At 70.1% G+C, this 25,289-nt stretch carries 20 protein-coding genes; 8 read left to right on the forward strand and 12 right to left on the reverse strand.

Annotated features, from left to right (window positions below):
* Nucleotides 1-5 precede the first annotated feature (5 nt).
* The 5 genes from AB0B50_RS12740 to AB0B50_RS12760 all read right to left on the reverse strand — a co-directional run bounded on the left by AB0B50_RS12740 (nucleotide 6) and on the right by AB0B50_RS12760 (nucleotide 5,273).
* Entirely contained in the window at nucleotides 6-986 is a 981-nt protein-coding gene (locus tag AB0B50_RS12740; RefSeq protein ID WP_362329340.1) for a hypothetical protein, read from the reverse strand.
* A gap of 130 nt (nucleotides 987-1,116) precedes the next feature.
* A complete protein-coding gene (locus AB0B50_RS12745; protein ID WP_362329342.1) occupies nucleotides 1,117-1,611 on the reverse strand; it encodes an LURP-one-related family protein in 495 nt (164 codons plus the stop codon).
* Nucleotides 1,612-1,660: 49 nt separating this feature from the next.
* The gene (locus tag AB0B50_RS12750) at nucleotides 1,661-1,888 is read right to left on the reverse strand and encodes a DUF6458 family protein (protein ID WP_362329345.1); all 228 of its coding nucleotides are present in this window, start codon (nucleotides 1,886-1,888) and stop codon (nucleotides 1,661-1,663) included.
* Nucleotides 1,889-1,966: 78 nt separating this feature from the next.
* Nucleotides 1,967-3,313, reverse strand: a complete 1,347-nt coding sequence (locus tag AB0B50_RS12755) for a M18 family aminopeptidase (RefSeq protein WP_362329348.1) — start codon at nucleotides 3,311-3,313, stop codon at nucleotides 1,967-1,969.
* Between the two features lie 133 nt (nucleotides 3,314-3,446).
* Nucleotides 3,447-5,273 carry an acyl-CoA dehydrogenase gene (locus AB0B50_RS12760; RefSeq protein WP_362329351.1) on the reverse strand — a complete coding sequence of 609 codons (1,827 nt, stop codon included), beginning with the start codon at nucleotides 5,271-5,273 and terminating at the stop codon, nucleotides 3,447-3,449.
* 119 nt (nucleotides 5,274-5,392) lie between these two features.
* On the opposite strand from AB0B50_RS12760, the gene AB0B50_RS12765 reads away from it, so the two are divergent.
* From AB0B50_RS12765 to AB0B50_RS12780, 4 genes are all read left to right on the forward strand, one after another.
* Nucleotides 5,393-5,899 carry an SseB family protein gene (locus tag AB0B50_RS12765; RefSeq protein ID WP_362329354.1) on the forward strand — a complete coding sequence of 169 codons (507 nt, stop codon included), beginning with the start codon at nucleotides 5,393-5,395 and terminating at the stop codon, nucleotides 5,897-5,899.
* Between the two features lie 149 nt (nucleotides 5,900-6,048).
* Nucleotides 6,049-8,127, forward strand: a complete 2,079-nt coding sequence (locus tag AB0B50_RS12770) for a hypothetical protein (RefSeq protein WP_362329357.1) — start codon at nucleotides 6,049-6,051, stop codon at nucleotides 8,125-8,127.
* A 112-nt stretch (nucleotides 8,128-8,239) separates the two neighbouring features.
* Nucleotides 8,240-9,196, forward strand: coding sequence for a pirin family protein (locus tag AB0B50_RS12775; protein WP_362329360.1), 957 nt, complete (start codon nucleotides 8,240-8,242; stop codon nucleotides 9,194-9,196).
* Between the two features lie 68 nt (nucleotides 9,197-9,264).
* Nucleotides 9,265-10,302: an AI-2E family transporter gene (locus AB0B50_RS12780; RefSeq protein WP_362329363.1), complete on the forward strand. Its 1,038-nt coding sequence runs from the start codon at nucleotides 9,265-9,267 to the stop codon at nucleotides 10,300-10,302.
* Between the two features lie 45 nt (nucleotides 10,303-10,347).
* On the opposite strand, the gene AB0B50_RS12785 is transcribed toward AB0B50_RS12780, so the two are convergent.
* Nucleotides 10,348-12,528: a SpoIIE family protein phosphatase gene (locus AB0B50_RS12785; protein ID WP_362329366.1), complete on the reverse strand. Its 2,181-nt coding sequence runs from the start codon at nucleotides 12,526-12,528 to the stop codon at nucleotides 10,348-10,350.
* 164 nt (nucleotides 12,529-12,692) lie between these two features.
* Between AB0B50_RS12785 and aspS the strand changes: the two genes are divergently transcribed.
* Entirely contained in the window at nucleotides 12,693-14,456 is a 1,764-nt protein-coding gene (gene aspS, locus AB0B50_RS12790; RefSeq protein ID WP_362329369.1) for an aspartate--tRNA ligase, read from the forward strand.
* A 142-nt stretch (nucleotides 14,457-14,598) separates the two neighbouring features.
* Here the strand turns inward: aspS and AB0B50_RS12795 are convergent, their stop codons facing one another.
* Nucleotides 14,599-14,778: a hypothetical protein gene (locus AB0B50_RS12795; RefSeq protein ID WP_362329372.1), complete on the reverse strand. Its 180-nt coding sequence runs from the start codon at nucleotides 14,776-14,778 to the stop codon at nucleotides 14,599-14,601.
* A 146-nt stretch (nucleotides 14,779-14,924) separates the two neighbouring features.
* Nucleotides 14,925-15,614 carry a TetR/AcrR family transcriptional regulator C-terminal domain-containing protein gene (locus AB0B50_RS12800; RefSeq protein WP_362329375.1) on the reverse strand — a complete coding sequence of 230 codons (690 nt, stop codon included), beginning with the start codon at nucleotides 15,612-15,614 and terminating at the stop codon, nucleotides 14,925-14,927.
* Nucleotides 15,615-15,789: 175 nt separating this feature from the next.
* On the opposite strand from AB0B50_RS12800, the gene AB0B50_RS12805 reads away from it, so the two are divergent.
* Complete coding sequence (locus tag AB0B50_RS12805; RefSeq protein ID WP_362329378.1) at nucleotides 15,790-17,181, forward strand: serine hydrolase domain-containing protein; 1,392 nt, start codon at nucleotides 15,790-15,792, stop codon at nucleotides 17,179-17,181.
* A 22-nt stretch (nucleotides 17,182-17,203) separates the two neighbouring features.
* Here AB0B50_RS12805 and AB0B50_RS12810 read toward each other — a convergent pair whose 3' ends face one another.
* Together AB0B50_RS12810 and AB0B50_RS12815 are read right to left on the reverse strand one after the other, a co-directional pair.
* Nucleotides 17,204-17,977, reverse strand: coding sequence for a metalloregulator ArsR/SmtB family transcription factor (locus tag AB0B50_RS12810; protein ID WP_362330389.1), 774 nt, complete (start codon nucleotides 17,975-17,977; stop codon nucleotides 17,204-17,206).
* Between the two features lie 95 nt (nucleotides 17,978-18,072).
* Nucleotides 18,073-18,951: an NAD(P)-binding domain-containing protein gene (locus AB0B50_RS12815; RefSeq protein ID WP_362329381.1), complete on the reverse strand. Its 879-nt coding sequence runs from the start codon at nucleotides 18,949-18,951 to the stop codon at nucleotides 18,073-18,075.
* Nucleotides 18,952-19,058: 107 nt separating this feature from the next.
* Between AB0B50_RS12815 and AB0B50_RS12820 the strand changes: the two genes are divergently transcribed.
* On the forward strand, nucleotides 19,059-19,640 hold the full coding sequence (locus tag AB0B50_RS12820; protein WP_362329384.1) for a TetR/AcrR family transcriptional regulator: 582 nt from the start codon (nucleotides 19,059-19,061) through the stop codon (nucleotides 19,638-19,640).
* A 107-nt stretch (nucleotides 19,641-19,747) separates the two neighbouring features.
* On the opposite strand, the gene metG is transcribed toward AB0B50_RS12820, so the two are convergent.
* The gene (gene metG, locus AB0B50_RS12825) at nucleotides 19,748-21,385 is read right to left on the reverse strand and encodes a methionine--tRNA ligase (RefSeq protein ID WP_362329387.1); all 1,638 of its coding nucleotides are present in this window, start codon (nucleotides 21,383-21,385) and stop codon (nucleotides 19,748-19,750) included.
* A gap of 106 nt (nucleotides 21,386-21,491) precedes the next feature.
* Entirely contained in the window at nucleotides 21,492-22,628 is a 1,137-nt protein-coding gene (locus AB0B50_RS12830) for a VWA domain-containing protein (protein WP_362329390.1), read from the reverse strand.
* A 543-nt stretch (nucleotides 22,629-23,171) separates the two neighbouring features.
* Here AB0B50_RS12830 and AB0B50_RS12835 point away from each other — a divergent pair.
* Complete coding sequence (locus AB0B50_RS12835; protein ID WP_362329392.1) at nucleotides 23,172-25,271, forward strand: PhoX family protein; 2,100 nt, start codon at nucleotides 23,172-23,174, stop codon at nucleotides 25,269-25,271.
* Nucleotides 25,272-25,289: the final 18 nt, after the last annotated feature.

Genomic DNA, 25,289 nt, shown 5'->3' on the forward strand with positions numbered 1-25,289 from the left:
GCCGCTTAGGACTTCTTGGCCGTGAAGTCCGGCATCTTCGGCATCTTCACGTCGCCGAAGTCCGGGAGCTTGGGCAGCTTGTCGACCGGCAGCTTGTCCTTGAGCTTGTCGGTGAGCGACGCGTCGCGGAGCACCGCCGCGTGGCCGACCGTCACGTCCGCGACCTCGGTGCCGAGGATCGAGGCGTGGATGGCGTTGACGTAGCCGCTGGTGGCCTTCTCGTCGTACCGGTAGTGCTTGTCCTCGCCGAGCGTCGGACGGCCCTTGTTGTTCGTGGTCACCTGTTCGTTGGTGGTGGCCAGGGCGAACGCCGGCTTGGAGTAGTCGGCGGGGATGCGGGCGCCGAAGTTCACCGCCCACAGCGGCGGGATGTCGATGATCTTCTGGCCCATCGAGGACAGGGTGGCGCGCGCGGCCCCGCCGGTGAAGTGCACCGGCTTGCCCGGGACGCTCATCGCCGAGACGGTGATGCCCTCGACGTGGATGCCGAGCGGCGAGAGCTGGACGCCGCCCGCCGGGTTCTGGATGTAGGGGATGCCCACGTCGATGGCGGCGCCGCCCGCGTCCGCGTATGCCACGCCCGGCGCGGGTACCGCGGTGTCGCTGGAGGTCGTGGCCGGGAACTTGTTGCCCATCGCGCGGGAGTACAGCGCGGAGCCCTTGCCGATGCCGAAGCCGCCCGGGGCGAGGTCGATCAGCTTCTTGCCGCCGGACTGCTCGGCGGGGGCCTTCGGCGTGGTCGGGTAGTGCGACTCGAAGAGCGCCGTGTCGACGACTCCCTGCAGGCCCTGGACGCGGGCCACCCAGGCGTTGGCCTGGAGGCCGTCGGGGGAGGTGTCGAGGACCGTACCCCAGTCGGCGTTGTCCGGTTCGTGGCCGTCGTAGGCCGGTGCGGACACGGCCGTGGTCGTGACGGTCAGGGCCATTGCGATGCCGAGCCCGGCCGCGAAAGCGGCACGTGTGCCCGTGGTGCGCCATGCAGACATAGCCACCCAATTCCTCTCTCACTGACAGCGGCCGACCCTTCGGCCACTCTCGGTAAGCGGAACATCGCCCTACGTAACCTGCATGCGGTGGGGCGCCGACTGGGGGGTCGGTCCTCGCCCCGCGTCCTTCTCAGTCCTCGCCCCGCTCCTTCTCCGCGAGGCGGATCACGCAGACCGCGACGGCGAGCAGCAGGGCGGGGTCGGCGTCCTCGCGCACGACGTGCAGGCCGTAGGTCTCGCGCACGCGGAACCAGCGGCGCGAGATGTCGGCCAGGAGTTCACCGTCGTACTCGATGGCGAACTCGCGGTCGAGGATCTTGCCGCTGACGTCGAGCTCGGTGCCGTCGACCAACTCCACGCGGTAGTGGTTGCGCAGCAGGGAGAGCCGCTTGCGCTTGACCTTGGCCAGCGGCTCGCCCTCGCGCTCGATCACCATCGTGTCGCGCAGGGCGAGCATCTTGGCGCGGATGTCGATGAGGACCCTGCCCTGCATGTCCTTCAGCTCGAAGGTGTCGCGCAGGCGCATGGCCTTGCCGTCGACGAAGAAGACCTTGCGGCCCTGGTCGTCCTCGATCCAGTAGTCGTCGCCGATGCCGAGCATGCGGTCGCGTACGAGAAGTCTCATGGCGCCATGACTACCCCGAACCGCCGCACATCGGACATGCGTGGGAGGTTCAGTAACCCCGGTGCTCCTGGTCGGGTTCGACGACCGTGGTCTGCGCGACCGGCGGCACGGCCCGCCTGCGCCGCGCGATGCTGGTGAAGACGGCCACCCCGATGATGCCCACCGCCATCATGATGAGCCCGGTGACGGTGAGGTTGATGCCTTCCATCTCCCAGTCGGTGGCGAACGTGAGGATGGCGCCTACGGCGATGAGGATGATGCATCCGCCCAGGCCCATGAGGACCGCCTCCCTGCTGTATCGACTGCGAGAGGCCCGGGTACCCGGGCCTCTCGCAGTCACACAACAAAGCGGTACTCAGCCTTCCAGGAACGCCACCAGCGCGTTGGCCAGCATGTGCGGGTCGTCCGCGCCGCACAGCTCGCGCACGCTGTGCATGGAGAGGATCGCGACGCCGATGTCGACGGTCTTGATGCCGTGCCGCGCCGCGGTGATCGGGCCGATCGTCGTGCCGCACGGCATCGCGTTGTTGGAGACGAACGACTGGAAGGGCACGCCCGCCTTCTCGCACGCGGCGGCGAAGACCGCGCGGCCCGAACCGTCCGTGGCGTAGCGGTTGTTGACGTTCACCTTGAGGATTGGGCCGCCGTTGGCGCGGGGGTGGTGCGTCGGGTCGTGGCGCTCGGCGTAGTTGGGGTGGACGGCGTGGCCGGTGTCGGAGGAGAGACAGACGGTCCCCGCGAACGCCCGCGCCTTGTCCTCGTACGAACCCCCGCGCGCGAACACGGACCGTTCGAGCACGCTGCCGAGGAGCGGGCCGTCGGCGCCGGTGTCGGACTGCGAGCCGTTCTCCTCGTGGTCGAAGGCGGCGAGTACGGGGATGTAGGGGAGGTTCTCCTGGGTGGCGACGGCGGCGAGGGCCGCCGTCGCGGAGTGCACGGACAGGAGGTTGTCCATGCGGGGTCCCGCGACGAGTTCGCGGTCGCGGCCGAGGAAGGCGGGCGCCTCGATCGCGTACGTCATGAGGTCCCAGCCGGTGACGTCGCCCTCGCCCAGACCGCTCTCCTCCTCCAGGAAGCGGATGAGGTCGCCCTCGTGGATGTCGTCGCCCAGGCCCCAGATGGGCTGCATGTGCTTCTGCTTGTCGAGCTTGAGCCCGTCGGTGTGCACGGACCGGTCCATGTGGATGGCCAGTTGGGGCACGCGCAGCAGGGGACGGTCGATGTTCACGAGGCGCGAGGTGCCGTCGCGCAGGGAGAGGCGTCCTGCCAGGCCGAGGTCCCTGTCCAGCCAGGAGTTGAGCAGCGGTCCGCCGTAGATCTCGACGGCGACCTGGCGCCAGCCGTGGGCGCCGGCGTCGGGCTGGGGCTTCACGCGGAGGTTCGGGGAGTCGGTGTGCGCGCCGACGATGCGGAAGGGGGTGTGCGGGGTGGCGCCCTCGGGGACGTACCAGGCGACGATCGCGCCGCCCCGCAGCACGTACTTGCCGCCGGTCGTCCCGTCCCAGGCGTCGGTCTCCTCGACCTGCCGGAAACCGGCCTTCTCGAGGCGCTCGGCGGCGCTTGCCACGGCGTGATACGGCGAAGGGCTCGCCGCCAGGAAGGACATGAGGTCTTCGGTGTGGCCGCGGTCGAAGCGGGAATCGGAGGGGGTGCGCGAAGCGCTCGTTGGAAGGGCGGCGGTGGGAGACGGGTGGGCGCTCATGGAGTCAGCCTAGCCAGAGCGGTCGTTCTGTTGTGGGTGTCCTTTGCCACCGCTGAGCGCAGGCCGCCGGACGCACGGCGGCCCGCCCCCGGGGCGGGGGCGGGCCGGTGTCGTGCGATGTGGGGCGTATCGGTTAGAACGCCGCCTCGTCCAGCTCCATCAGGCCCAGGTCCACGCCCTCCGCCAGCTTCCGCTCGTTCGCGACGCCCGGCAGGACGTTCGTGGCGAAGAACTTGGCCGCGGCGATCTTGCCCTCGTAGAAGGCCTTGTCCTTCGCGGAAGCCGTCTCCAGCTTCTCGGCGGCGACCGCGGCACCGCGCAGCAGCAGGTAGCCGACGACGACGTCGCCCGAAGCCATCAGGAGGCGGGTCGTGTTGAGGCCCACCTTGTAGATGGACTTCACGTCCTGCTCGGTGGCCGCGAGGTCGGTCAGCATGACGCCGACGATGGCCTCCAGCTCGACCGCGGCCTTGGCCAGCTCCTCACGGGCACCGGCGAGTGCCTCGCCGCCCGTGCCGACCGCGAGGAACTTCTTGATCTCCTCGGCCAGGCCGTTCAGCGCCGCGCCCTGGTTGCGGACGATCTTCCGGAAGAAGTAGTCCTGGCCCTGGATCGCCGTCGTGCCCTCGTAGAGGGTGTCGATCTTGGCGTCCCGGATGTACTGCTCGATCGGGTACTCCTGCAGGTACCCGGAGCCACCGAACGTCTGGAGCGACTGCGCCAGCTGTTCGTACGACTTCTCCGAGCCGTAGCCCTTCACGATCGGCAGGAGGAGGTCGTTCAGGGCGATCAGCGCCGACGCGTCCTCGCCCGCCGCCTCCTTGATCTGGATGTCGTCCTGGACCGCCGCGGTGTGCAGCACGAGCGCGCGCATGCCCTCCGCGTACGCCTTCTGCGTCATCAACGAGCGCCGCACGTCCGGGTGGTGAGTGATCGTCACCTTCGGCGCGGTCTTGTCCATGAACTGCGCCAGGTCCGGACCCTGCACACGCTCCTTGGCGTACTCGAGGGCGTTCAGGTAGCCCGTCGAGAGCGTCGCGATCGCCTTCGTGCCGACCATCATGCGCGCGAACTCGATGATCATGAACATCTGGCGGATGCCGTCGTGCTTGTCGCCGATCAGCCAGCCCTTGGCGGGGTGCTGGTCGCCGAACGTCATCTCGCACGTGTTGGAGGCCTTGAGGCCCATCTTGTGCTCGACGTTCGTGGCGTAGACGCCGTTGCGCTCGCCCAGTTCGCCGGTCTCCCAGTCGAACTCGTACTTCGGGACGAGGAAGAGCGAGAGGCCCTTCGTGCCGGGGCCGTGGCCCTCGGGGCGGGCGAGGACGTAGTGGAGGATGTTCTCCGACATGTCGTGCTCACCGGACGTGATGAAGCGCTTCACGCCCTCGATGTGCCAGGAGCCGTCCTCCTGCTGCACGGCCTTGGTGCGGCCCGCGCCCACGTCCGAACCGGCGTCCGGCTCGGTCAGGACCATCGTCGAGCCCCACTGCTTCTCGACGGCGATCTGGGCGATCTTCTTCTGCGCCTCGTTGCCCTCCTCGAAGAGGATGCCGGCGAACGCGGGACCGGACGAGTACATCCAGATCGCCGGGTTCGAGCCGAGCAGGAGCTCCGCGTAGGCCCAGATCAGGGAGCGCGGCGAGGTGGTGCCGCCGATCTCCTCGGGCAGGCCAAGACGCCAGTACTCGGAGTCCATGAAGGCCTGGTAGCTCTTCTTGAACGTCTCGGGAATCGGCGCGGTGTTGGTCTCCGGGTCGAAGACCGGCGGGGTGCGGTCGGCGTCCGCGAAGGACTCGGCCAGCTCGTTCTCGGCGAGCCTGCGCAGCTCGTCGAGGATGCTCTTGGCGGTGTCGACGTCCATCTCCGCGAACGGGCCGGTGCCGTACAGCTTGTCGCGGCCGAGCACCTCGAAGAGGTTGAACTCGATGTCGCGGAGATTCGACTTGTAGTGGCCCATGGCGAAGGCTCCGTAAGCAGGAAAGGGATGAGTACCAGCAAGTGGATACGATGATGCTACCCGTCGGTAATAAGAAGCAACCCCTAATAGGTCATCTGTGACTCAGTACTCTTGCGGGCATGTACGGATACGGCCAGCCCATGGATGGCGGCGCCGCCCAGCAGCAGTACGCACCGCCGGGCGCGCAGCCGCCGCCGCAACAGCAGCAGATGCAGGGCATGCCCGGCGGTGGGTACGGCCAGCAGCCCCCGCTCTACCCCGAGCCCTCGCCGCCGTCCCTCGCGGACGCGGTGCGCGCGTTCACCACGGGATCGATGTCCGCGGAGGACTTCCAGCAGGCCTTCGCGACCTCGAAGGTCTACTGCCCGCGCGGTGACAACCCCGGCTTCCTCGCGCTGCACAACACCCAGCAGCCGGTGATCCCGATGTTCACCTCCCTCAAGGAGCTGCGGCGGTACGCGGGCAAGGACTCCAAGTACTTCGTGATCACCGGGGCGGAGGTCATCGACCTGTTGCCGACGGGGTACGGGTTCGTCCTGGACATGGAGGGCGAGCACCGGATGGTGTTCGACGCGAAGGCGGTCGAGCAGATGGTGGACTTCGCGATGCGGCGCATGTACGGCTGACGCGCCCCGTCAGGGGCGCGGGGCTGTGACGTATGCGGCTCCGCCGCGTGGGCGTGACCAGCCACGACGCACCCGCAGGCGAACGAGCGAACGACCCGTACGGCGCACCCCGCTAGCGACTGGTTGCTCTCCGTGACTTGATCGTGACCATGCGTAGTCTTCTTTCGCGTGGTCTCGCCGTGGTCGTCCTAGCTGCCGCCGGTCTCTCCCTGCCGGTCACCGACGTCCACGCCGACACCTTCATCAACGAGACCTTCGCGGGGTCCGAGGTCGACACCACGGAGTGGTACAGCCGTGCCGCGGGGCCCAAGGACCCCGACGGGTGGGCGTGCCTGACCGGGGACCGCGGGGTGGAGGGCCCGCTGAAGGGCTGTCCGAAGCGGGCCTCGAAGGACGAGGCGGGGCGCGGCGCGCTCCGGCTCACCAGCAACGACCACCGGCAGAGCGGCTTCGCGCTGATCAACCGGGCGCTGCCGTCGAGGGCCGGGATCTCGGCGACCTTCGACCAGTACCAGTACGGGGCCACGACCCCCCGCGGCGCCGACGGCATCAGCTTCTTCTTCCTGGACGGCAAGGCCTCGCCCAAGGACGCGGGCCACTACGGCGGCGCGCTCGGCTACTCCGGCATCGAGGGCGGCTACCTCGGCGTCGGCCTCGACCAGTACGGCAACTTCACCAACTCGCCCCAGGCCAGGGGCGAGGGCGGTCCTGGCCGGGTGCCGAACTCCATCGGCGTACGAGGGGCTTTGGCCACGGGCAACGCCTATGTGCAGCACTACCAGTTGCGGCGGCCGCTCGCCGTGGACGGGGAGCGCGCGAGGGCCAGGGCGAAGCGGACCGTGAAGGTCGAGCTGTCGACGGCCCTCCAACTGGCCGTCTCCATCGACTTCCACGACGGCGCCGGCATGAAGCGGGTGCTCGGTCCGCTGGATCTGGCCAAGGTGAAGGGGCAGCCCGCTGTGCCGGAGACGCTGAAGCTCGGCTTCGCGGCGTCGACGGGCGCCTCGACGGGCTTCCACGAGATCACCAACGTGAAGGTGACGACGCTCGATCCCGATCTGTACGTCACCGAGGAGGTGCGCGGCGAGTTCCGCACCGGCGGCACCGGGCAACTCGCCCTGACCGTCGGCAACCGCAGGCTGGCCGCCCCCACGTCGACGGCCACCACGCTCGTGAAGACGCTGCCGCCGGGGCTGACCCCGAAGGTCGTCTCCGCGCCCGGCTGGGACTGTGAGGTCGAGGAGCAGACGGTCACCTGCACCCGGCCGGACGTCATCCAGCCCGGCACGGAGGCCCCGCCCGTCCTGCTCGACGTGAAGGCGGGCCCCGACGCGGTCGGCGAGGCGCCGAGCGACGCCGTGGTGCGCGGCGAGACGGACAACGACCTCAACCCCCGTGACAACCGCGTCCAGTTGCCGATCGACGTCGTCAACGAAGTGAACCTCCGCATCTCCGAACTCGCCGACCCCGACCCCTACGTCCCCGGCGAGCCCCTCTCCTTCGCGGTCACCGTCACGAACGACGGCCCGGGAGTCGCCAAGGGTGCCCAGGTCATCGCTCAACTCCCGCCCCAGCTCCAGGACTTCACGTGGACCTGTACCGCGAAGGAGGGCGGCGTCTGCCCGGCGAAGACCGGCTCGGGCAGGGTCGACCAACGCGTGACGCTGCCGCCCGGCGGCAAGGTCGTCTACGTGCAGCAGGGCAGGGTGCCGTCGTCGGCGACCGGCGCGCTGACCGCGACGTCCACCGTCGAGCCGCCGGACAACGCCTCCGACCCCGGCTGCGACCCCGTCTGCACGGACCACGCGCAGGTGGCGCCGCGTCCGCACACCGCGCTCTCGGTGGACCAGTCGTACCAGCCGAACCCGTACAAGGCCGGTGACCGGTTGACGCTCAAGGTGATCGCGAAGAACGCGGGCCCCTCGGACGCGATCGGCGTGCGGGTCAGGGACACCCTGCCGGAGTGGCTGAAGGGCTTCAGCTGGATCTGCTCGGCCAAGTCGCCGTCCTCGTGCGGCGAGGGACGCGGGGTCGGCGACCTGGACACCACGGCCGACATCGCGGCGGACGGCGAGGTCACGTACACCTTCGTCGGCATCGTGCCGCCGCGCGTCGCCGGGAACGAGGCGATCGTGCATCCGCCGGACAACTCGGTGGAGCTGACCTGCAGGGGCAGCTGCTCGGCGGCGGCCGAGGTGACGGTGGGCGGCAGCCCGGCGCGCTCGTAGATCACTTCCAGCCACCCGCGGAGCCCGGAGGGAATGCCCTCCGGGCTCCGTTCGTTCAAGTGGCAGAAAGTTCTACGTTCAACTAAAGTGAGCGCACAAGGAGGTACCGACCATGCCTGCAGTGACCGTCGAGAACCCGCTGACCCTGCCCCGAGTGGTGGCGCAGGGCGATGCCACGGCGCGTCCCGTGCTCGCCGTGACCACCGCGCCGAGCGGCTTCGAGGGCGAGGGGTTCCCGGTGCGCCGGGCCTTCGCGGGAATCAACTACAAGCACCTCGACCCGTTCATCATGATGGACCAGATGGGAGAGGTGGAGTACGAGGCGGGAGAGCCCAAGGGCACCCCCTGGCACCCGCACCGCGGCTTCGAGACGGTCACGTACCTGATCGACGGCACCTTCATCCACCAGGACTCCAACGGTGGCGGCGGCACCATCCAGAACGGCGACACCCAGTGGATGACGGCGGGCTCGGGCCTGCTGCACATCGAGGCGCCGCCGGAGTCCCTCGTCCAGTCCGGCGGTCTCTTCCACGGCCTCCAGCTGTGGGTGAACCTGCCCGCCAAGGACAAGATGATGGACCCCCGCTACCAGGACATCCGCGGCGGCCAGGTCCAGCTGCTCACCACCCCCGACGGCGGCGCGCTGCTCCGCGTCATCGCCGGTGAGCTGGACGGGCACGAGGGCCCCGGCATCACGCACACGCCGATCACGATGATCCACGCGACCGTGCGGCCCGGCGCCGAGGTGACGCTGCCCTGGCGCGAGGACTTCAACGGCCTCGCGTACGTCCTCGCGGGCCGCGGCACCGTCGGCACCGAGCGCCGCCCCGTGCACATGGGGCAGACCGCGGTCTTCGGCGCCGGGTCCTCGCTGACCGTCCGCGCGGACGAGCGGCAGGACGCGCACGCCCCCGACCTGGAGGTCGTGCTGCTCGGCGGGCAGCCGATCCGGGAGCCGATGGCGCACTACGGCCCGTTTGTGATGAACACCCGGGACGAACTGCAGCAGGCCTTCGAGGACTTCCAGAAGGGCCTGCTCGGCACGGTCCCCGCCGTGCACGGCATGTGAGCACGCCCGGCCATCAGCCTGGCCGTACCTGACGTGCGGGCCGTCTGACGCCGTGTTCGGGTAGGAGGGTGAGCACCCTCCTGCCCGAGCCCGCGCGCCGCCTCGCCGCCTGGTGCGTCGTCGCCCTCCTCGTCACCGGCGTGGCCGCCGTGGGGATCTGGCTCTGCGTCACCTTCAAGACGGCGGTCACGCCGGTCCTGCTGGCGATCCTCGGCACCGCGCTGCTCGGACCGCTGCACCGGCGGCTCGTCGCGATGAAGCTCAACCGGTCGCTTGCGGCCGGACTCACCTGCGTCGCGGTCGTCGCCGTCGTGGGCGGCGCGACGTACATCGTGGTCAGCGCGCTCATCGAGACCGGCGACCAGATCATCGCCTCGCTCCAGCAGGCCGCGAAGTCGCTCAGCGAGCACTTCGGGGCCGCGGGGACCTCGCTCGACGACCTGGCCTCCAACGCCAAGGACATCCTGAGCAAGTACGGCGGGACCGCCGCGTCCGGCGTGATCAGCGGGCTCAGCGTGGTCGGCGAGATGATCGCCATGGCCGTCCTCGCGCTGCTCCTCGTCTTCTTCTTCCTGCGCGACTCCGACAAGGCCGCCGACGTCCTGAAGTCCCTCGCGCCGCGCTCCACGGGCGACACCGTCGAGGCGATGGGCCGCCGTGCCTTCGAGGCCGTCGAGGGCTTCATGCGGGGCACCACGTTCATCGCGCTCATCGACGCGATCTGCATCACCGTCGGGCTGCTGATCCTGCGGGTTCCCGGCGCCTGGGGCCTGGGCGCGCTGGTGTTCGTCGGCGCCTACATCCCGTACCTGGGGGCGTTCCTGTCCGGTGCCGTCGCCATCCTGGTCGCGCTCGCCGACCGGGGCTTCGCCATCGCGCTGTGGGCCCTCGGCGTGGTCCTGGCCGTCCAGGTCCTGGAAGGCCACATCCTCCAGCCGATGATCCAGAGCCGCACGGTGCAGATGCACCCCGCGGTGGTGATGCTGGCGATCACGGCGGGGGCGTCGGTCGCGGGAATCCTCGGCATGCTCCTGGCCGTGCCGCTGACGGCGGCGGCGTTCGGCATCGTCTCGGAGCTGCGGGGCCGCTACGCGAGTCCGTCGTAAAGGTGCGGGTTGTACGTGGCTGGTCGCGCAGTTCCCCGCGCCCCTTCAGGGCGCATCCCCGCCGGAAGTGTTTTCGTACAGCTCGAACCAGATGCTCTTTCCGTCGCCCCGCGGGTCCACGCCCCACGCCCCGGCCAGCAGTTCCATCAGGACCAACCCCCGCCCTGACGAGGCGAGTTCGCCGGGGTGGCGTTTGTGCGGCAGGTCGTCGCTGCCGTCCGCGGCCTCGGCCCGCAGCCGGCGCGCGCCCGGCTCGCCGGTGACCTCGGCGACCATCAGGGCGTCGCCGTCCGTGTGCACCAGGACGTTCGTGAGCATCTCGGAGACCATCAGGACCGCCGAGTCGACCTGGTCGTCGTCCGCCCAGTCGTGCAGCAGGTCCCGCAGGTGGCGGCGGGCCCCCGCGATGCGCTCCGGTTCGGCCTGGGCGATGGTCAGGACGGTGCGGCGGGCGTCCGTGCGCTGCTCGGGGCGGCGCGTCCTGCTCAGCAGCAGCACCGCTATGTCGTCCTCGCGGCGGTCCGCGAGCGGACCCGTGGTGTGGTGCGAGGAGGGCCCGTGCACGGCCTGCACCAAGGAGTCGGCGAGCTGTTCGAGACCGTCGGGATCGCCCTCGCCCGTGTACTCCTCCAGGATCGCCCTGATCCGCGACCAGCCGCTGTCCAGGTCGTGGCCGCCGGTCTCGATCAGGCCGTCGGTGCAGATCAGCATGGTCTCGCCGGACTCCAGGACGAGACGCGTCGTGGGGTAGTCCGCGTCCGGGTCGATGCCGAGCGGCAGACCGCCCGCGACGGGGCGCAGCAGGACCGTTCCGTCGCTCATGCGTATCGCGGGCTCGGGGTGGCCGGCGCGGGCCATCTCCAGGACGCCGGTCACCGGGTCGGCCTCGACGTAGAGGCAGGTCGCGAAGCGCGGGTCGTAGTCGGTGGCCTCGTCCGTGCCGCTGCCGCTCGAGCCGTAGGTGAGGGATTCCGTGATCCCCGACAGGAAGCGGGTGGCGCGCGAGAGCACCGCGTCCGGGCGGTGCCCCTCGGAGGCGTACGCGCGCAGGGCGATCCGCAGCTGCCCCATCAGGCCCGCCGCGCGCACGTCGTGGCCCTGCACGTCGCCGATGGCGAAGGCGATGCGGCCGCTGGGCAGCGGGATCATGTCGTACCAGTCGCCGCCGACCTGCAGGCCCCCGCCGGTCGGCACATAGCGGGCGGCCACGCTCATCCCCGGGATCTGCGGGCCGAGCATCGGCAGCATCGAGCGCTGCAGGCCCTCCGTCAGCTCCCGCTCGGACTCCGCGACCCCGGCCCGCGACAGGGCCTGCGCCAGCATCCGCGCCACCGTCGTCAGGACCGAGCGCTCGTCCGGCGTGAAGGAGACGGGGTAGGCGAAGGCCGCCATCCACGCGCCCATCGTGCGGCCCGCGACGGTCAGCGGCAGGAACGCCCACGACTGCCGCTCGAAGCGCTGCGCCAGTGGCCAGGCCGCCGGATAGCGGCGGCGGTAGTCCTCGGGTGAGGACAGGTACACGGCCCGGCCGGTGCGCACCACCTCGGCGGCGGGGTAGTCGGTGTCCACCGGCATCGCGGAGAAGGGCCCGTCGTCGCCCGGCTGGTGGCCGTGGTGCCCGATGATCGTCAGGCGGTCGCCCGCCACCCCGAAGACCGCGAGCCCGTCCGGCGAGAACCCCGGCATGGAGAGCCCGGCGGCGACCCGAAGGACCTCCTCCGTGGACCGCGCCTCGGCGAGCGCGCGCCCCGCGTCGAGCAGGAACGCCTCCCGGGAGCGGCGCCAGTCGCCGGTGACGGGCGTGCGGGCCGCGGTGCCCGGCGCGGGCTCGGTGACCTCCTGCAGGGTGCCGATCAGCTCGTACGCCTCCGTGGCGCCGTGCAGGACGGGCTTGGAGCGGCTGCGTACGGTGCGCAGGACCCGGCGCCCGGTGTCGTCCATGATCCGCAGCCGGGCCTCGGCGAGGGTGCCCTCGGCGACGGCGAGCTGGACGGTTCCGTAGATCTCGTTCCAGTCGACGGGGTGGAAGCGGGAGCGCACGCCCGCCTCGGACAGGGTCTGGGCGCGTGCGGGCAGGCCGAGCAGCCGGGCGGCCTCGGCGTCGAGGGTGACGGTCCCGGATGCGTTGTCCCAGCGCCACAGTCCGGTCGCGATGGCGGCCAGGACGTCCCGTACGGGAGGCAGGGAGTCATCCCCCACCTGCAGGAAGGGATCGTCGGTGCGCATTGACCCACTTTAGGAAGATGTAAGGCGAAGTCGCCACCGAGCCCCCCGGTCGGAGGGCCACGGGAGAGTGGCCCCGGGGAATATCAGGAAAGCGATCTTCGCCCGGACGGTAGCCTTGGGGAGGTCTGCTCTCTCCCCTATTCGCGAAGACTGGATGAACGACGATGCATCGGTACAGGTCCCACACCTGCGGCGAGCTCCGCGCCTCTGACGTCGGCACCGACGTCCGGCTGAGCGGCTGGCTGCACAATCGCCGAGACCTGGGCGGCATTCTCTTCATCGATCTCCGCGATCACTACGGCATCACGCAGCTGGTGGCCCGCCCCGGCACCAAGGCCGCCGAGGTCCTGGACAAGCTGTCCAAGGAGACCGTCGTCCGCGTCGACGGCAAGGTCGTCTCGCGCGGCGCCGACAACGTCAACGCCGAGCTGCCCACCGGCGAGGTCGAGATCGAGGCCTCGGACGTCGAGGTGCTCGGCGCGGCCGCCCCGCTGCCCTTCACGATCAACGCCGAGGACGGCGTGAACGAGGAGCGCCGCCTGGAGTACCGCTTCCTGGACCTGCGCCGTGAGCGCATGCACCGCAACATCATGCTGCGCAGCGCCGTGATCGCCGCGATCCGCTCGAAGATGGTGGCCCTCGGCTTCAACGAGATGGCGACGCCGATCCTCACCGCGACCTCCCCCGAGGGCGCCCGCGACTTCGTCGTCCCCTCCCGCCTGAACCCCGGCAAGTTCTACGCCCTGCCGCAGGCCCCGCAGCAGTTCAAGCAGCTGCTGATGATCTCGGGCTTCGACCGGTACTTCCAGATCGCGCCGTGCTTCCGCGACGAGGACGCCCGCGCCGACCGCTCGCCGGGCGAGTTCTACCAGCTCGACGTCGAGATGAGCTTCGTCGAGCAGGAAGACGTCTTCCGGCCCATCGAGAAGCTCATGACCGAGCTCTTCACGGAGTTCGGCGGCGGCCGCGAGGTGACGTCCCCCTTCCCGCGCATCCCGTTCCGCGAGTCGATGCTGAAGTACGGCAACGACAAGCCGGACCTGCGCGCCAAGCTGGAGCTCGTCGACATCACCGACGTCTTCGAGGGCTCGGAGTTCAAGGCCTTCGCCGGCAAGCACGTGCGCGCGCTGCCCGTCCCGGACACCGCCTCGCAGTCCCGCAAGTTCTTCGACGGCCTCGGTGACTACGCCGTCGAGCAGGGCGCCAAGGGCCTCGCCTGGATCCGCGTCGGCGAGGACGGCACCTTCGCGGGCCCGATCGCGAAGTTCCTGACCGAGGAGAACGTCAAGGTCCTCACCGAGCGCCTCGGCCTGGAGGCCGGCCACGCCGTGTTCTTCGGCGCGGGCGGGTTCGACGAGGTCTCGAAGATCATGGGCGCGGTCCGCGTCGAGGCCGCCAAGCGTGCGGGCCACTTCGAGGAGGGCGTCTTCCGCTTCTGCTGGATCGTCGACTTCCCGATGTACGAGAAGGACGAGGAGACCGGCAAGATCGACTTCTCCCACAACCCCTTCTCGATGCCGCAGGGCGGCATGAAGGACCTGGAGGAGAAGGACCCGCTCGACATCCTCGCCTGGCAGTACGACATCGTCTGCAACGGCATCGAGCTCTCCTCCGGCGCCATCCGGAACCACGAGCCGGACGTCATGCTGAAGGCCTTCGAGATCGCGGGCTACGACGCGGAGACGGTGGAGCACGAGTTCGCGGGCATGCTGCGCGCCTTCCGCCTCGGCGCCCCGCCGCACGGTGGCATCGCCCCGGGCGTCGACCGCATCGTGATGCTCCTGGCCGACGAGCCGAACATCCGCGAGACGATCGCCTTCCCGCTCAACGGCAACGCCCAGGACCTGATGATGGGTGCGCCGACCGAGCTGGACGAGAGCCGTCTGCGCGAGCTGAACATCGCGCTGCGCAAGCCTGCGGCGCAGTAGCGGTTGACTCAAAGGCCCCGGAACCTTTGGTTCCGGGGCCTTTTGTTTGTTCGTTGTCTGCTGCGGGTGCGTTGTGGCTCGTCGCGCCCACGCGGCGGAGCCGCATATGTCACGGCCCCGCGCCCCCCAACGGGGCTCGCTCTCAAGCTGCGTGTGTCGGCGAGGAGTTGGCCTCGGCCTCGGCCCATTCGGTGACCAAGCGTTCGTACACACGCCGCTCGTCGGGCCTCAGGCGTCCGCCCGCGCGGAGCCAGAGCGCACGGATCTCCTCGTTGACCTCGTCGGCGGTGCGTCGCCGGTCGGGGGAGGGAGTCGTGGCCATGTGGTGAAGCTTACGTACGGGGATGTGAAGGCGCCGTCAATTTACGCGGCCTCTGCGCATGACTTAGCTCACCGTGATCCATTTCCGGCCGTTCTTCGTCGGTCAGTGAGCGGAATCAGCCCTTCTGGAGTCGCGGGGCAACCGTGTCAGCTCTTCGTGAGCCGCACGGCGAGGCCGTCGAGCACGCGCTGGAGGCCGTAGTCGAAGGTCTCGTCGCGGGCCTGCTCCGGGTTCTCGGTGCGCCGCTCCTGCTGCCCGGCGTCGTGGAGGGTCTCCGCGAACTCCCGCTCGGTCCTGCCGCTGCGGGCGATCAGCGACAGGTACGCGGCCTCGCTGGTCGCCATCCCGATGACGTACGAGATGACGGTGGACAGGGCCTGCTCGACCTCGTCGGCGGGGAAGCCGGCCTCGGTGTACACGGCGGCCATCCGCTCGGACATCTTCGTCACGTTCGGGCCGAGGTGGACCAGGCCGACCTGGCCGAGCACGGAGGCGACCCAGGGGTGGCGCAGGATCATCGCGCGCAGGCTGTAGGCGCTGCGGGCGGCCGCGTCGCGCCACTCGGCGGCGCCGGTGGCCGCGGGCACCTCCAGCTCGCCGTAGACCTCGTCGACGACCAGCTCGATCAGCTCGTCCTTGTTGGCGACGTGCCGGTAGAGGGAGGTGGCGCCCGCGTCGAGGCGGGTGCCGAGCTTGCGCATGCTGAGCGATTCGAGGCCGTCCGCGTCGAGGAGCAGCACGGCCTCGGCGACGATCTGCTCCCGGTTCAGCTGCTCGCGCTGCCGGCGCGGGCGGGTCCACACCGAGGCGATCTCGGGCTTCTGGTCGGCGGGCATGGCGGCCTCCTCGTGTGTTTCTTGCGCGTGTTCCTTGCGCGTGTTCCCTGCGGGACCCCACCACCGTAGCGCACGCCGTTCGCATCTTGCGCACGCTGCCCTTGGTGCGTACAGTGTGCGCAACGAGAGAACGAAGTACGCACCGTCGTCGTCGCATCACCTCGGAGGGGACCCCATGTCGGAGAAGAAGACCGCGTTCGACCTCGCGCACTGGCAGACCAGGCTGGACGAGCTGCGCGCCGCCCACCACGTGCCGGGAGCCACGCTCGCGGTCCTGGTCGAGGGCGAGATCCACGAGCTGGCGAGCGGCGTGCTGAACCGCAGGACCGGCGTGGAGGCGACCACGGACTCGGTGTTCCAGTCCGGTTCGATCGCCAAGATCTACACCTCGACGCTGATCATGCGCCTCGCCGACGCCGGTGAACTCGACCTGGACGCGCCGGTGAAGGAGATCCTGCCGGAGTTCGAGACGGCCGACGAGGAGGCCACGCGCACCATCACCACCCGTCAACTCCTCTCCCACACGGGCGGGTTGACGTGCGACTTCACCTACGACGCCGGACGCGGCGACGACTGCCTCGCGCGGTACGTCGAGGCCGCCAGGGGGGTGGCCCTGGACTGCCGTCCCGGCGCCGCCGTCTCCTACAGCAGCCTCGGGTACAACGTCCTCGGCCGGATCATCGAGGTCCTGACGGGACAGACCTGGGACGCGGCCCTCAAGGACCGCCTCTTCGCCCCGCTCGGCCTGGAGCGCTCCATGACGCTGCCCGAGGAGGCGCTGGCGTTCCGCACCGCGATGAGCCACCTCGGCGAGCCGGGCCAGGATCCCGACCCGGCCCCCGCCTGGGACCTGATGCCGCGCTCGGCGGGTCCGTACGGCCGCGTCCTGGTCTCCGCCGGTGACGTGGCGCGCCTGGCCAAGATGCACCTGGACGGCGGCACGGCCCCCGACGGCACCCGGCTGCTGTCCGCCGCGGCCGTCGACGAGATGCAGCGCCGGGTGGCCGACGTGCCCGACAAGTGGTCGGTCAGCGCGGACGGTTGGGGCCTCGGCTGGACGCTCTACGACTGGAACGGCGTCATGGGATACGGCCACGACGGCGCCGCGATCGGGCAGTACGGCTATCTGCGCATCGTGCCGTCGGCGGGCGTCGCCGTCGTGCTCCTCACCAATGGCGGCGGTGCCCGCGAGCTCTACGCGGGGCTCTTCCGCGAACTGCTCGCCGACCTCGCGGACGTCACGATGCCGGACGCCTTCGAGCCGCCCGCGCAGGCGCCGGAGGTGGACTTCTCGAAGTACGTCGGTACGTACGAGCGGGCGGGTGTCGTCATCACCGTCTCCGAGCGCGACGGCAGGCCCCACCTGGTCTACGAGTTCGTGGACGGCATGAAGGACTTCTCGCCGCCGCTGGACGTCGAGCTGTACGCCGTGACGGAGACCGCCTTCGCGGGGACCGGCGCGGGCCCGTCCTTCAGCGAGGGTTACATGCCGGTGGTGTTCGACACGCTGGCCGACGGCACGCAGTACTGCTACATCGGGATGCGGGTGGCGCCGAAGGTCTCCTGACCCGCGGCGCCCGGCGCCCCCGTCACGCGCCCGCGGGCATCTCCCAGGGCTCCTGGGGTAGCGGACTCCCGGTCTCCAGGAGGGACTTGAGGTTGGAGAGGACCGCGGGCCAGCCGGAGCCGACCGCCTCGCGGTCGGCTTCGCTCGCGAGGTTCTCGTGGGTGACGGTGAGCCGGACGATCCCGCCGTGCGGCTGGATGTCGAAGGTGACGCGGGAGGGCTCGTCGTCGGCGGCGTCGGGCTCGGCCCACGTGGTGACGAGCCGCGAGGGCGGCACGCTCTCCACGACGGTGCCGACGACGTCGTCGATCCCTGAACCGTCCACGCGCCGGTGGGCCCAGCCGGAGCCGGCCTTCCACTCCCCGTCCGAGACGTTGCTGTGCCCCCAGTAGGCGGCGGTCAGCTCGGCGTCGGTGAGGGCGTGCCAGACCTTCTCCGGGGTGCTCTCGATGTAGGTGACGTAGACGTACGAGGGCTTGGTGCTCATGGTGGCGTCCTCCGCCTGTCGCTTGATCGCGCTCAGCGCGCGAAGGCGTGGGCGCTCGAACCGGTCGATCCACCGCTCCTGGATCTCGTGGAGCGGCACGGGATTGAGGTAGTGGAGCTTCTCGCGGCCGCGCCGCACGGTGCTGACCAGGTTGGCGGCCTCCAGGATTCCCAGATGCTGGGTGGCCGACTGCCGCGTCATCGCGACGCGCTCGCACAGCTCTCCCAGTGTCTGTCCGTTGCGCTCGCGCAGCAGGTCGAGCAGGTGGCGCCGGGTGCGGTCGGCGAGGGCCTTGAAGACGGTGTCGATGTCGGGGCCCGCGCCGTCCGCGGTCGTATCGAAGCTCACCTCTCCATCATGCAGGCATTTACCTGCATGTCAATCGGAGCGGCCGATCCGAGGGGTCAGGCTCCCTTGCGCATCAGCTCCACCGCCCGCGAGAAGCTGTCCGCCCCGTGCCCGGCCTCCACCACGCGGCGGAAGACGTCGCGCACCGCCGTCGGGAACGCCGCGTCCACGCCCGCGTCCGACGCGGTGTGGACGACGTGGTCCATGCTGGCCAGGCCCATCGAGGTGCGGTCCACGTCGCCCGCGTGGTTGCCCGCGTCGATGCGGGCGGCGTAGAAGTCGACGAAGTGGCCCATGCCCTCGAAGTTCTCGGTGACGTACGGGGCGATCTCCTGGGCCGTGATGCCGTGCGCGCCCGCCACGGCGACGGCCTGCCAGTAGGCGATCATCGCGGGCCAGAAGATGAACATGTTCAGCTGGTACATCAGGGCGGCAAGGCCCTGGTCCTCGCCCCGGTGGTCGGACTTCCCGGTGATGACCTCAAGGGCCTCGCGGTGCTTGTCGTACGCCTCGCGCGGGCCGCTGTAGAACGTCGACATCTCCGGGGTGCCGATCAGCGGCGGCGGGGACAGGACGCCGCCGGTGAGATGGGTGCCGCCGCGCTCCGTGACCCAGCGGGCCCCGGCGCGTGCCTTTTCCGGGGTGTCCGAGCTGAGGTTCACCACGGTGCGGCCCGCGAGGGCGGCCTCGGCCTGCCCGAGGATCGCGTACATCGCGTCGAAGTCGGTGAGGCTGAGGATCACCAACTCATTGGCGGCCAGGGCCTGTTCGACCGACCCGGCGAGGATCGCGCCGCGCTCCACCAGGGCGTCCGCGCGGGAGGGGGTGCGGTTCCAGAGGGTGACGCGGTAGCCCCGGTCGAGGTAGGCGGCGGCCATGGCCCGGCCCATGGGGCCGAGCCCGATGACGGTGACGGACTGTGCCGAGGAAGGCATGTGTGACTCCAGACGGTTACTAGAACGATCGCTCTATCCAGTGCGTGGGGGAAACGTAGCACGCCTCTAGAACGAACGCTCTAACTAATTGCGGGTAGGGTGGCGGCATGGCCGAGAAGACCGCTCCCAGCACCCGCGACCGGATCGTCGTCGTCGCAGCCCGCCTCATCCAGCGACAGGGCTACGTGGGCACCGGCATCAAGCAGATCGCCAAGGAGGCGGAGGCCACGCTCGGCTCCGTGTACCACTTCTTCCCCGGCGGCAAGGAGGCCGTCGCGGTGGCCGCGATCACGTACAGCGCCGAGGAGTTCGCGCAGGTGCTGAGGGAAGGGCTGGCCGGTGACGGCGACCCGGCGGCGGCGATCGAGGCCTGCGCCGTCGAACTCGCCGCCGGGCTGCGGGAGTCCGGCTGGGTCGACGGCTGCCCCGTCACGGCCGCCGCGCTGGAGACGCTCGGCACGGACTCGGAGATCCAGCGGGTGTGCGCGGACGCGCTGCGCGGCTGGGAGGGGATCGTGGCGGAGCGGCTCGTCGCCTCGGGCTTCGCGGCAGAGGACGCGCGGGAGCTGGCGACGACGGTCATCAGCGCGCTGGAGGGCGCCGAGGTCACGGCCCAAGTCGCGCGCAGCGAGGAGCCGTTGAGGTCGGCGGGACGCCAACTGGCGCGGCTTGTGCGGTCGTACGCCTGAGTCGTACGCCTCAGCCGTACGCCCGAGTCATAGGCCTGAGGGCATGGCGAAGGCCCCGGAACCTGGTCGGTTCCGGGGCCTTCACCCACGTACGGAAGAGCTGAGGCTCACGCCTCCTTCTTCGGCTCCTCCAGGCGCGGGAAGAGCACCGCGCCCTTCGTCACCGTGGCACCGGCGGGCAGCTGCCCCCAGGCGCCGGCGTCCTGGACCTTCTGACCGGCGAGCGCGCCCAGCGAGGCCTCGGCGCCGAGGGAGTCCCAGAGCTTCTGGGAGGTCTCCGGCATGATCGGGTTCAGCAGGACCGCGACCGCGCGCAGTGACTCGGCGGCGGTGTAGAGGATGGTCGCGAGCCGCGCCCGTCCCTCGTCGCTGTCGTCCTTGGCCACCTTCCACGGCTCCTGCTCCGTGATGTAGCCGTTGACCTGCTTGACGAAGGCGAAGATCGACAGGATGCCGGACTGGAAGTCCAGCTCCTCGCCGATCGCGCGGTCGGCGTCGGCGACGGCCTTGGCCAGGCCGTCCTGGATCGCCTTCTCGGCGTCGCCCGCGGCCGTGGCCTCGGGCAGCTCGCCGCCGAAGTACTTGCCGACCATGGCGGCCACGCGGGAGGCGAGGTTGCCGTAGTCGTTCGCCAGCTCGCTGGTGTAGCGGGCGGTGAAGTCCTCCCAGGAGAACGAGCCGTCGCTGCCGAACGCGATGGCGCGCAGGAAGTACCAGCGGTACGCGTCCACGCCGAAGTGCGAGGTCAGGTCCTGCGGCTTGATGCCGGTCAGGTTCGACTTCGACATCTTCTCGCCGCCGACCATCAGCCAGCCGTTGGCCGCGACCTTGCCGGGGACCGGCAGGCCCTGCGCCAGCAGCATCGCGGGCCAGATCACCGCGTGGAAGCGGAGGATGTCCTTGCCGACGAGGTGGACGTTGGCGGGGAAGGTCGCGTCGAACTTCTCCTGGTTGGCGCCGTAGCCCACGGCGGTGGCGTAGTTCAGGAGGGCGTCGACCCAGACGTAGATGACGTGCTTGTCGTCCCAGGGGACCTTCACACCCCAGTCGAACGTCGAGCGCGAGATCGACAGGTCCTGCAGGCCCTGCTTGACGAAGTTCACGACCTCGTTGCGCGCGGACTCCGGCTGGATGAAGCCGGGGTTCGCCTCGTAGAGGGCGAGGAGCTTGTCGCCGTACTCGCTGAGCTTGAAGAAGTAGTTCTCCTCCTTGAGGAGCTCCACGGGCTTCTTGTGGATGGGGCAGAGCTTCTGCCCCGCGAACTCGCCGTCCGGGGCGCCTTCGATGAGGTCGCCGGGGAGCTTGTACTCCTCGCAGCCCACGCAGTACGGGCCTTCGTACCCGCCCTTGTAGATCTCGCCCTTGTCGTAGAGATCCTGGACGAACTCCTGCACGCGGTCGGTGTGACGCTTCTCCGTGGTGCGGATGAAGTCGTCGTTCGCGATGTTCAGGTGCTCCCAGAGGGGCTTCCAGGCCTCGGTGACGAGCTTGTCGCACCACTCCTGGGGGGTGACGTCGTTCGCCTCGGCCGTGCGCATGATCTTCTGACCGTGCTCGTCCGTGCCGGTGAGGTACCACACCTTCTCGCCGCGCTGACGGTGCCAGCGCGTGAGCACGTCCCCTGCAACGGTCGTGTAGGCGTGGCCCAGGTGAGGAGCGTCGTTTACGTAGTAGATGGGGGTCGAGACGTAGAACGCCTTCGCGTTCTCGTCCGCTCCCTGCTTCTCGGATCCAGTGGCCGCCATGGTCGAAATCCTAACGGCCTCGCGAAGATCCACTCACCTCGATTCCAGCGGGCGGACGGAGGCCGTCCGCCCGCTGGGGCCGCCCGGTCCGCCCGCCGGTGAGCGGTTACGGGCGCCAGGCCGCGAGCAGGCCCTCGTACAGCTCCTTGTCCGTGAGCTCGCGGGGGGTCGGGCCCGCGTGGAAGAAGGCGGCGTTCTCGGCCTTGAGCTTGCGGAGGTAGTCGAAGCCCTTCGCCTCGTGGTCGCCGAAGGCGATGAACTGGAAGAAGAGGGGGTGCGCGGACGCTTCCGCGAGGGCCTGGGTGGCGGGGCCCTTGGCGTCGGGGGCGCCGTCGGTCTGGAAGATCACCAGGGCGGGGCTTCCCTTGTGGTCGGACTTCTCGTAGTGGGCGACGACCTCTTCGACGGCGCGGTGGTAGCTGGTGCGGCCCATGCGGCCCGCGGCGGCGTGCAGGGTGTCGATGTGGCCCTCGTGTTCGGCGAGGGTGAGGGTGCCGGTGCCGTCGATGTCGGTGGAGAAGAAGACGACGTGGACGGTGGCTTCGGGGTCGGTGTGGGTGGCGAGGGCGAGGGTCTGTTCGCCGAGGCTTTGGGCTGAGCCGTCCTTGTAGTACGGGCGCATGGAGCCGGAGCGGTCCAGGACGAGGTAGATCGGGGCGCGGACCCCGGTGAGCCCGTTCTTCTTGAGCGCGGCACCGGCGGCCTTGTAGGCGCTGCTGAGCGCGGGGGCCTTGGCTCTGACCTTGGCAGCGCTGAGCGCAGGCTTCCCGGGGGTTACAGCCTCGGGCTCGGCTTCGGCGGCTACGGGCTGAGCCTCCGGCTCGGGGGCAGTGTCAGCCTCACCCTGTTGTGGGCAGGCGTCCCGCACGGCGGGACGGGTGGGCACAACTGCCTCGGCTTCAGGAGTGGCGGCAACGTCAGCCTCGGGCTCGGGGGCGGCCTGCTGAACGTCCCTTTCGACGTCCTCGGCAGCTTCGGGCTGTGCCCACCCGTCCCGCCCAGCGGGACGATTGCCCACAGCGGCGGCGGCAGCGGCGGCGGTAGCGGCAGCGGTCGGGTCTTCGGGTGCGGGCGTGGGAGCGTCAGCGTTCTTGTTCTCGGCCTCGGCCTTGTCCTCGGCCTCCTCGGCCTTCGCAGGCTCGGGGGCCGCCTCGGTCACCGGCTCCGGCTCGGCCGGGGGTTCCGGGGCAGCCTCGGCCACGGGTTCCTGGTCGGGCTTCGGGGCCGGGGACGGTACCGTCACGTCCCGTTCTGCCGAAGGCGAAGGCGAAGGCGACGGTCCCGGAACCGTCACGTTGTCGAACGCCGCCGCCACCAAGTCGTCCACCGCCGACGGAGACGGCTCCCGGCTCGGGGGCGGGACCGAGGCCGCCCTCGGCGTCGGCTCCGACGCGGGGGCCGGCACGGTCACCGCCGCCGACTGCTCAGGCGCCGCCGCAACCTCAGGCTCCCGTGCCTCCGGAACGCCCCCCTTGCGTGACCGTCCGAACGCGTTCCGCAGGCGGTTCAGAATGCCCATGTGCGCAACCCTTCGCGTGAGTTGATTCCCGAAAATCCCTGGCCAGGGCGGACACGTAAGGTTAGCCGCCGCAGAATGCGATCTTGGGCAGGGTCGCCGACCGTCACCCGCCCGAACCACCCTCGTGACAACCCTCGCGGCAACTCCCTCTCATGCGCCACGGATTCACCCTCCGTTCACCCGTAGGCCGCCGCCTTGCCGAAACCCCCACCTAGCCTCACGGCGGAATCAAGCCACGCAAGAGCGCGCCACAACGACGGAGGACCCGTGCCGAAGCTGCTGCCGATCATCACCTCGCATCAGGGGAGCGGCGGCCGTTCCGCCCTGACCTGCCGCTTCCGCTGCGGCGACGCCTGCTTCCAGGAAGTCCCGAACGCCAGCGACAACGACTACGTCGGCGACGTCATCGCCGGTGCGCTCAGCCGCCGTTCGATGATGCGCGCCGCAGCCGTGGTGACCGTCGCCACCGCCGCGGGCAGCGCCGTCATAGGCGGCCCCGGCGCGAGCGAGGCCGTCGCCGCGCCCGCCGCGAACCCCGGCGGCAGGAGCAAGGGCAAGAGCAAGGGCGCGCGCGGCCTCCGGTTCACGCCCGTCGCCCCGAACAAGACCGACGCCGTCACCATCCCCGCCGGGTACGGCCAGAACGTCGTCATCCGCTGGGGCGAGCCCATCCTGCGCGGTGCCCCCGCCTTCGACGCGGACCGGCAGAGCGCCAAGGCGCAGGCCGGGCAGTTCGGGTACAACAACGACTTCCTGAGCCTGCTGCCGCTGCACCGCGAGCACGGCCGCCAGCTCCTCGTCGCCAACCACGAGTACACGGACGAAATCCTGATGTTCAAGGGGTACGACCCCGAGAACCCGACCCGCGAGCAGGTCGAGATCGCCTGGGCGGCTCATGGTCTCTCCGTCGTCGTGGTCGAGGGGGAGAGGAGGAGCGGGAAGCTCCACGCCGTTTCCCGCCACCACCTCAACCGGCGCCTCACCGCCACCAGCCCCTTCCGGCTCTCCGGTCCTGTCCGCGGCAGCGAGCTCGTCCGCACGAAGGCCGACCCGCGCGGCACCACCGTCCTCGGCACGCTCAACAACTGCTCGGGCGGCACCACTCCTTGGGGCACCACGCTGCACGGCGAGGAGAACTTCAACCAGTACTTCGCCAACGCGGAGAAGGTCACCGACCCGACGACCGCCGCCCGCCTGAAGCGGTACGGCGTCGTGGGCGCCGCCTCCGAGCGGAAGTGGGAGAGGTTCGACCGTCGCTTCGACCTCGCGCAGGAGCCCAACGAGGCCAACCGCTTCGGCTGGGTCGTCGAACTCGACCCGTACGACCCCGAGTCGACCCCGCGCAAGCGCACCGCGCTCGGCCGCTTCAAGCACGAGGCCGCGCAGCCGCGCCTGACCCACGACGGCCGGCCGGTCGTCTACATGGGCGACGACGAGAAGTTCGACTACTTCTACAAGTTCGTCAGCAGCAAGCGCGTCGCCAAGGGGAAGTCGCGGGCCGCGCACGAGCACAATCTCTCCCTGCTCGACGAGGGGACCCTGTACGTCGCCAAGCTGACCGGTGACTCCCCGGCCACCGACATCGACGGCAGCGGCAAGCTGCCCGCCGACGGCGAGTTCGACGGCAGCGGCACCTGGATTCCGCTCGCCACCGCCGGTCCTGGCGGCAAGGCCGTCTCGCACGTCGAGGGCATGACCGCCGAGGAGGTGTACGTCTTCACGCGCCTCGCCGGTGACAAGGTCGGCGCCACCAAGATGGACCGGCCCGAGGACATCGAGCCGTCCCCGCACACCGGCAAGGTGTACGTCGCGCTGACGAACAACTCCGACCGCGGCAAGGCGGGCAAGGCCGGTGCCGACGAGGCCAACCCGCGCAACCTCAACAAGCACGGGCAGGTGCTCGAACTCACCGAGCGGCGCAACCGGGCCGAGGCCACCACCTTCGCCTGGTCGCTCTTCCTCGTCGCCGGTGACCCGAACGATCCCTCGACGTACTTCGCGGGCTTCCCCAAGGAGCGGGTCTCCCCGATCTCCTGCCCGGACAACGTCGCCTTCGATCCGCACGGCAACCTGTGGATCTCCACGGACGGCAACCAACTCGGCTCGCACGACGGCCTGTTCGGCGTCGCGACCCGCGGTGACCGACGCGGTGAGCTCAAGCAGTTCCTGACCATGCCGACCGGCGCCGAGACCTGCGGTCCGATCGTGCAGGACCGGCGCGTGCTCGTCTCCGTGCAGCACCCGGGCGAGGTCGACGGGGCCTCGGTCGAGAAGCCCGCGAGCGCCTGGCCCGACGGCCCCGGCAAGATCGTCCGCCCGTCGGTCGTGTCCGTGTGGCGCGAGGACGGCTGCGACATCGGCGTCTGACCGGTACGTACGACGATG

The sequence above is a fragment of the Streptomyces sp. NPDC041068 genome (genome assembly GCF_040647455.1).
Classification (GTDB): domain Bacteria; phylum Actinomycetota; class Actinomycetes; order Streptomycetales; family Streptomycetaceae; genus Streptomyces.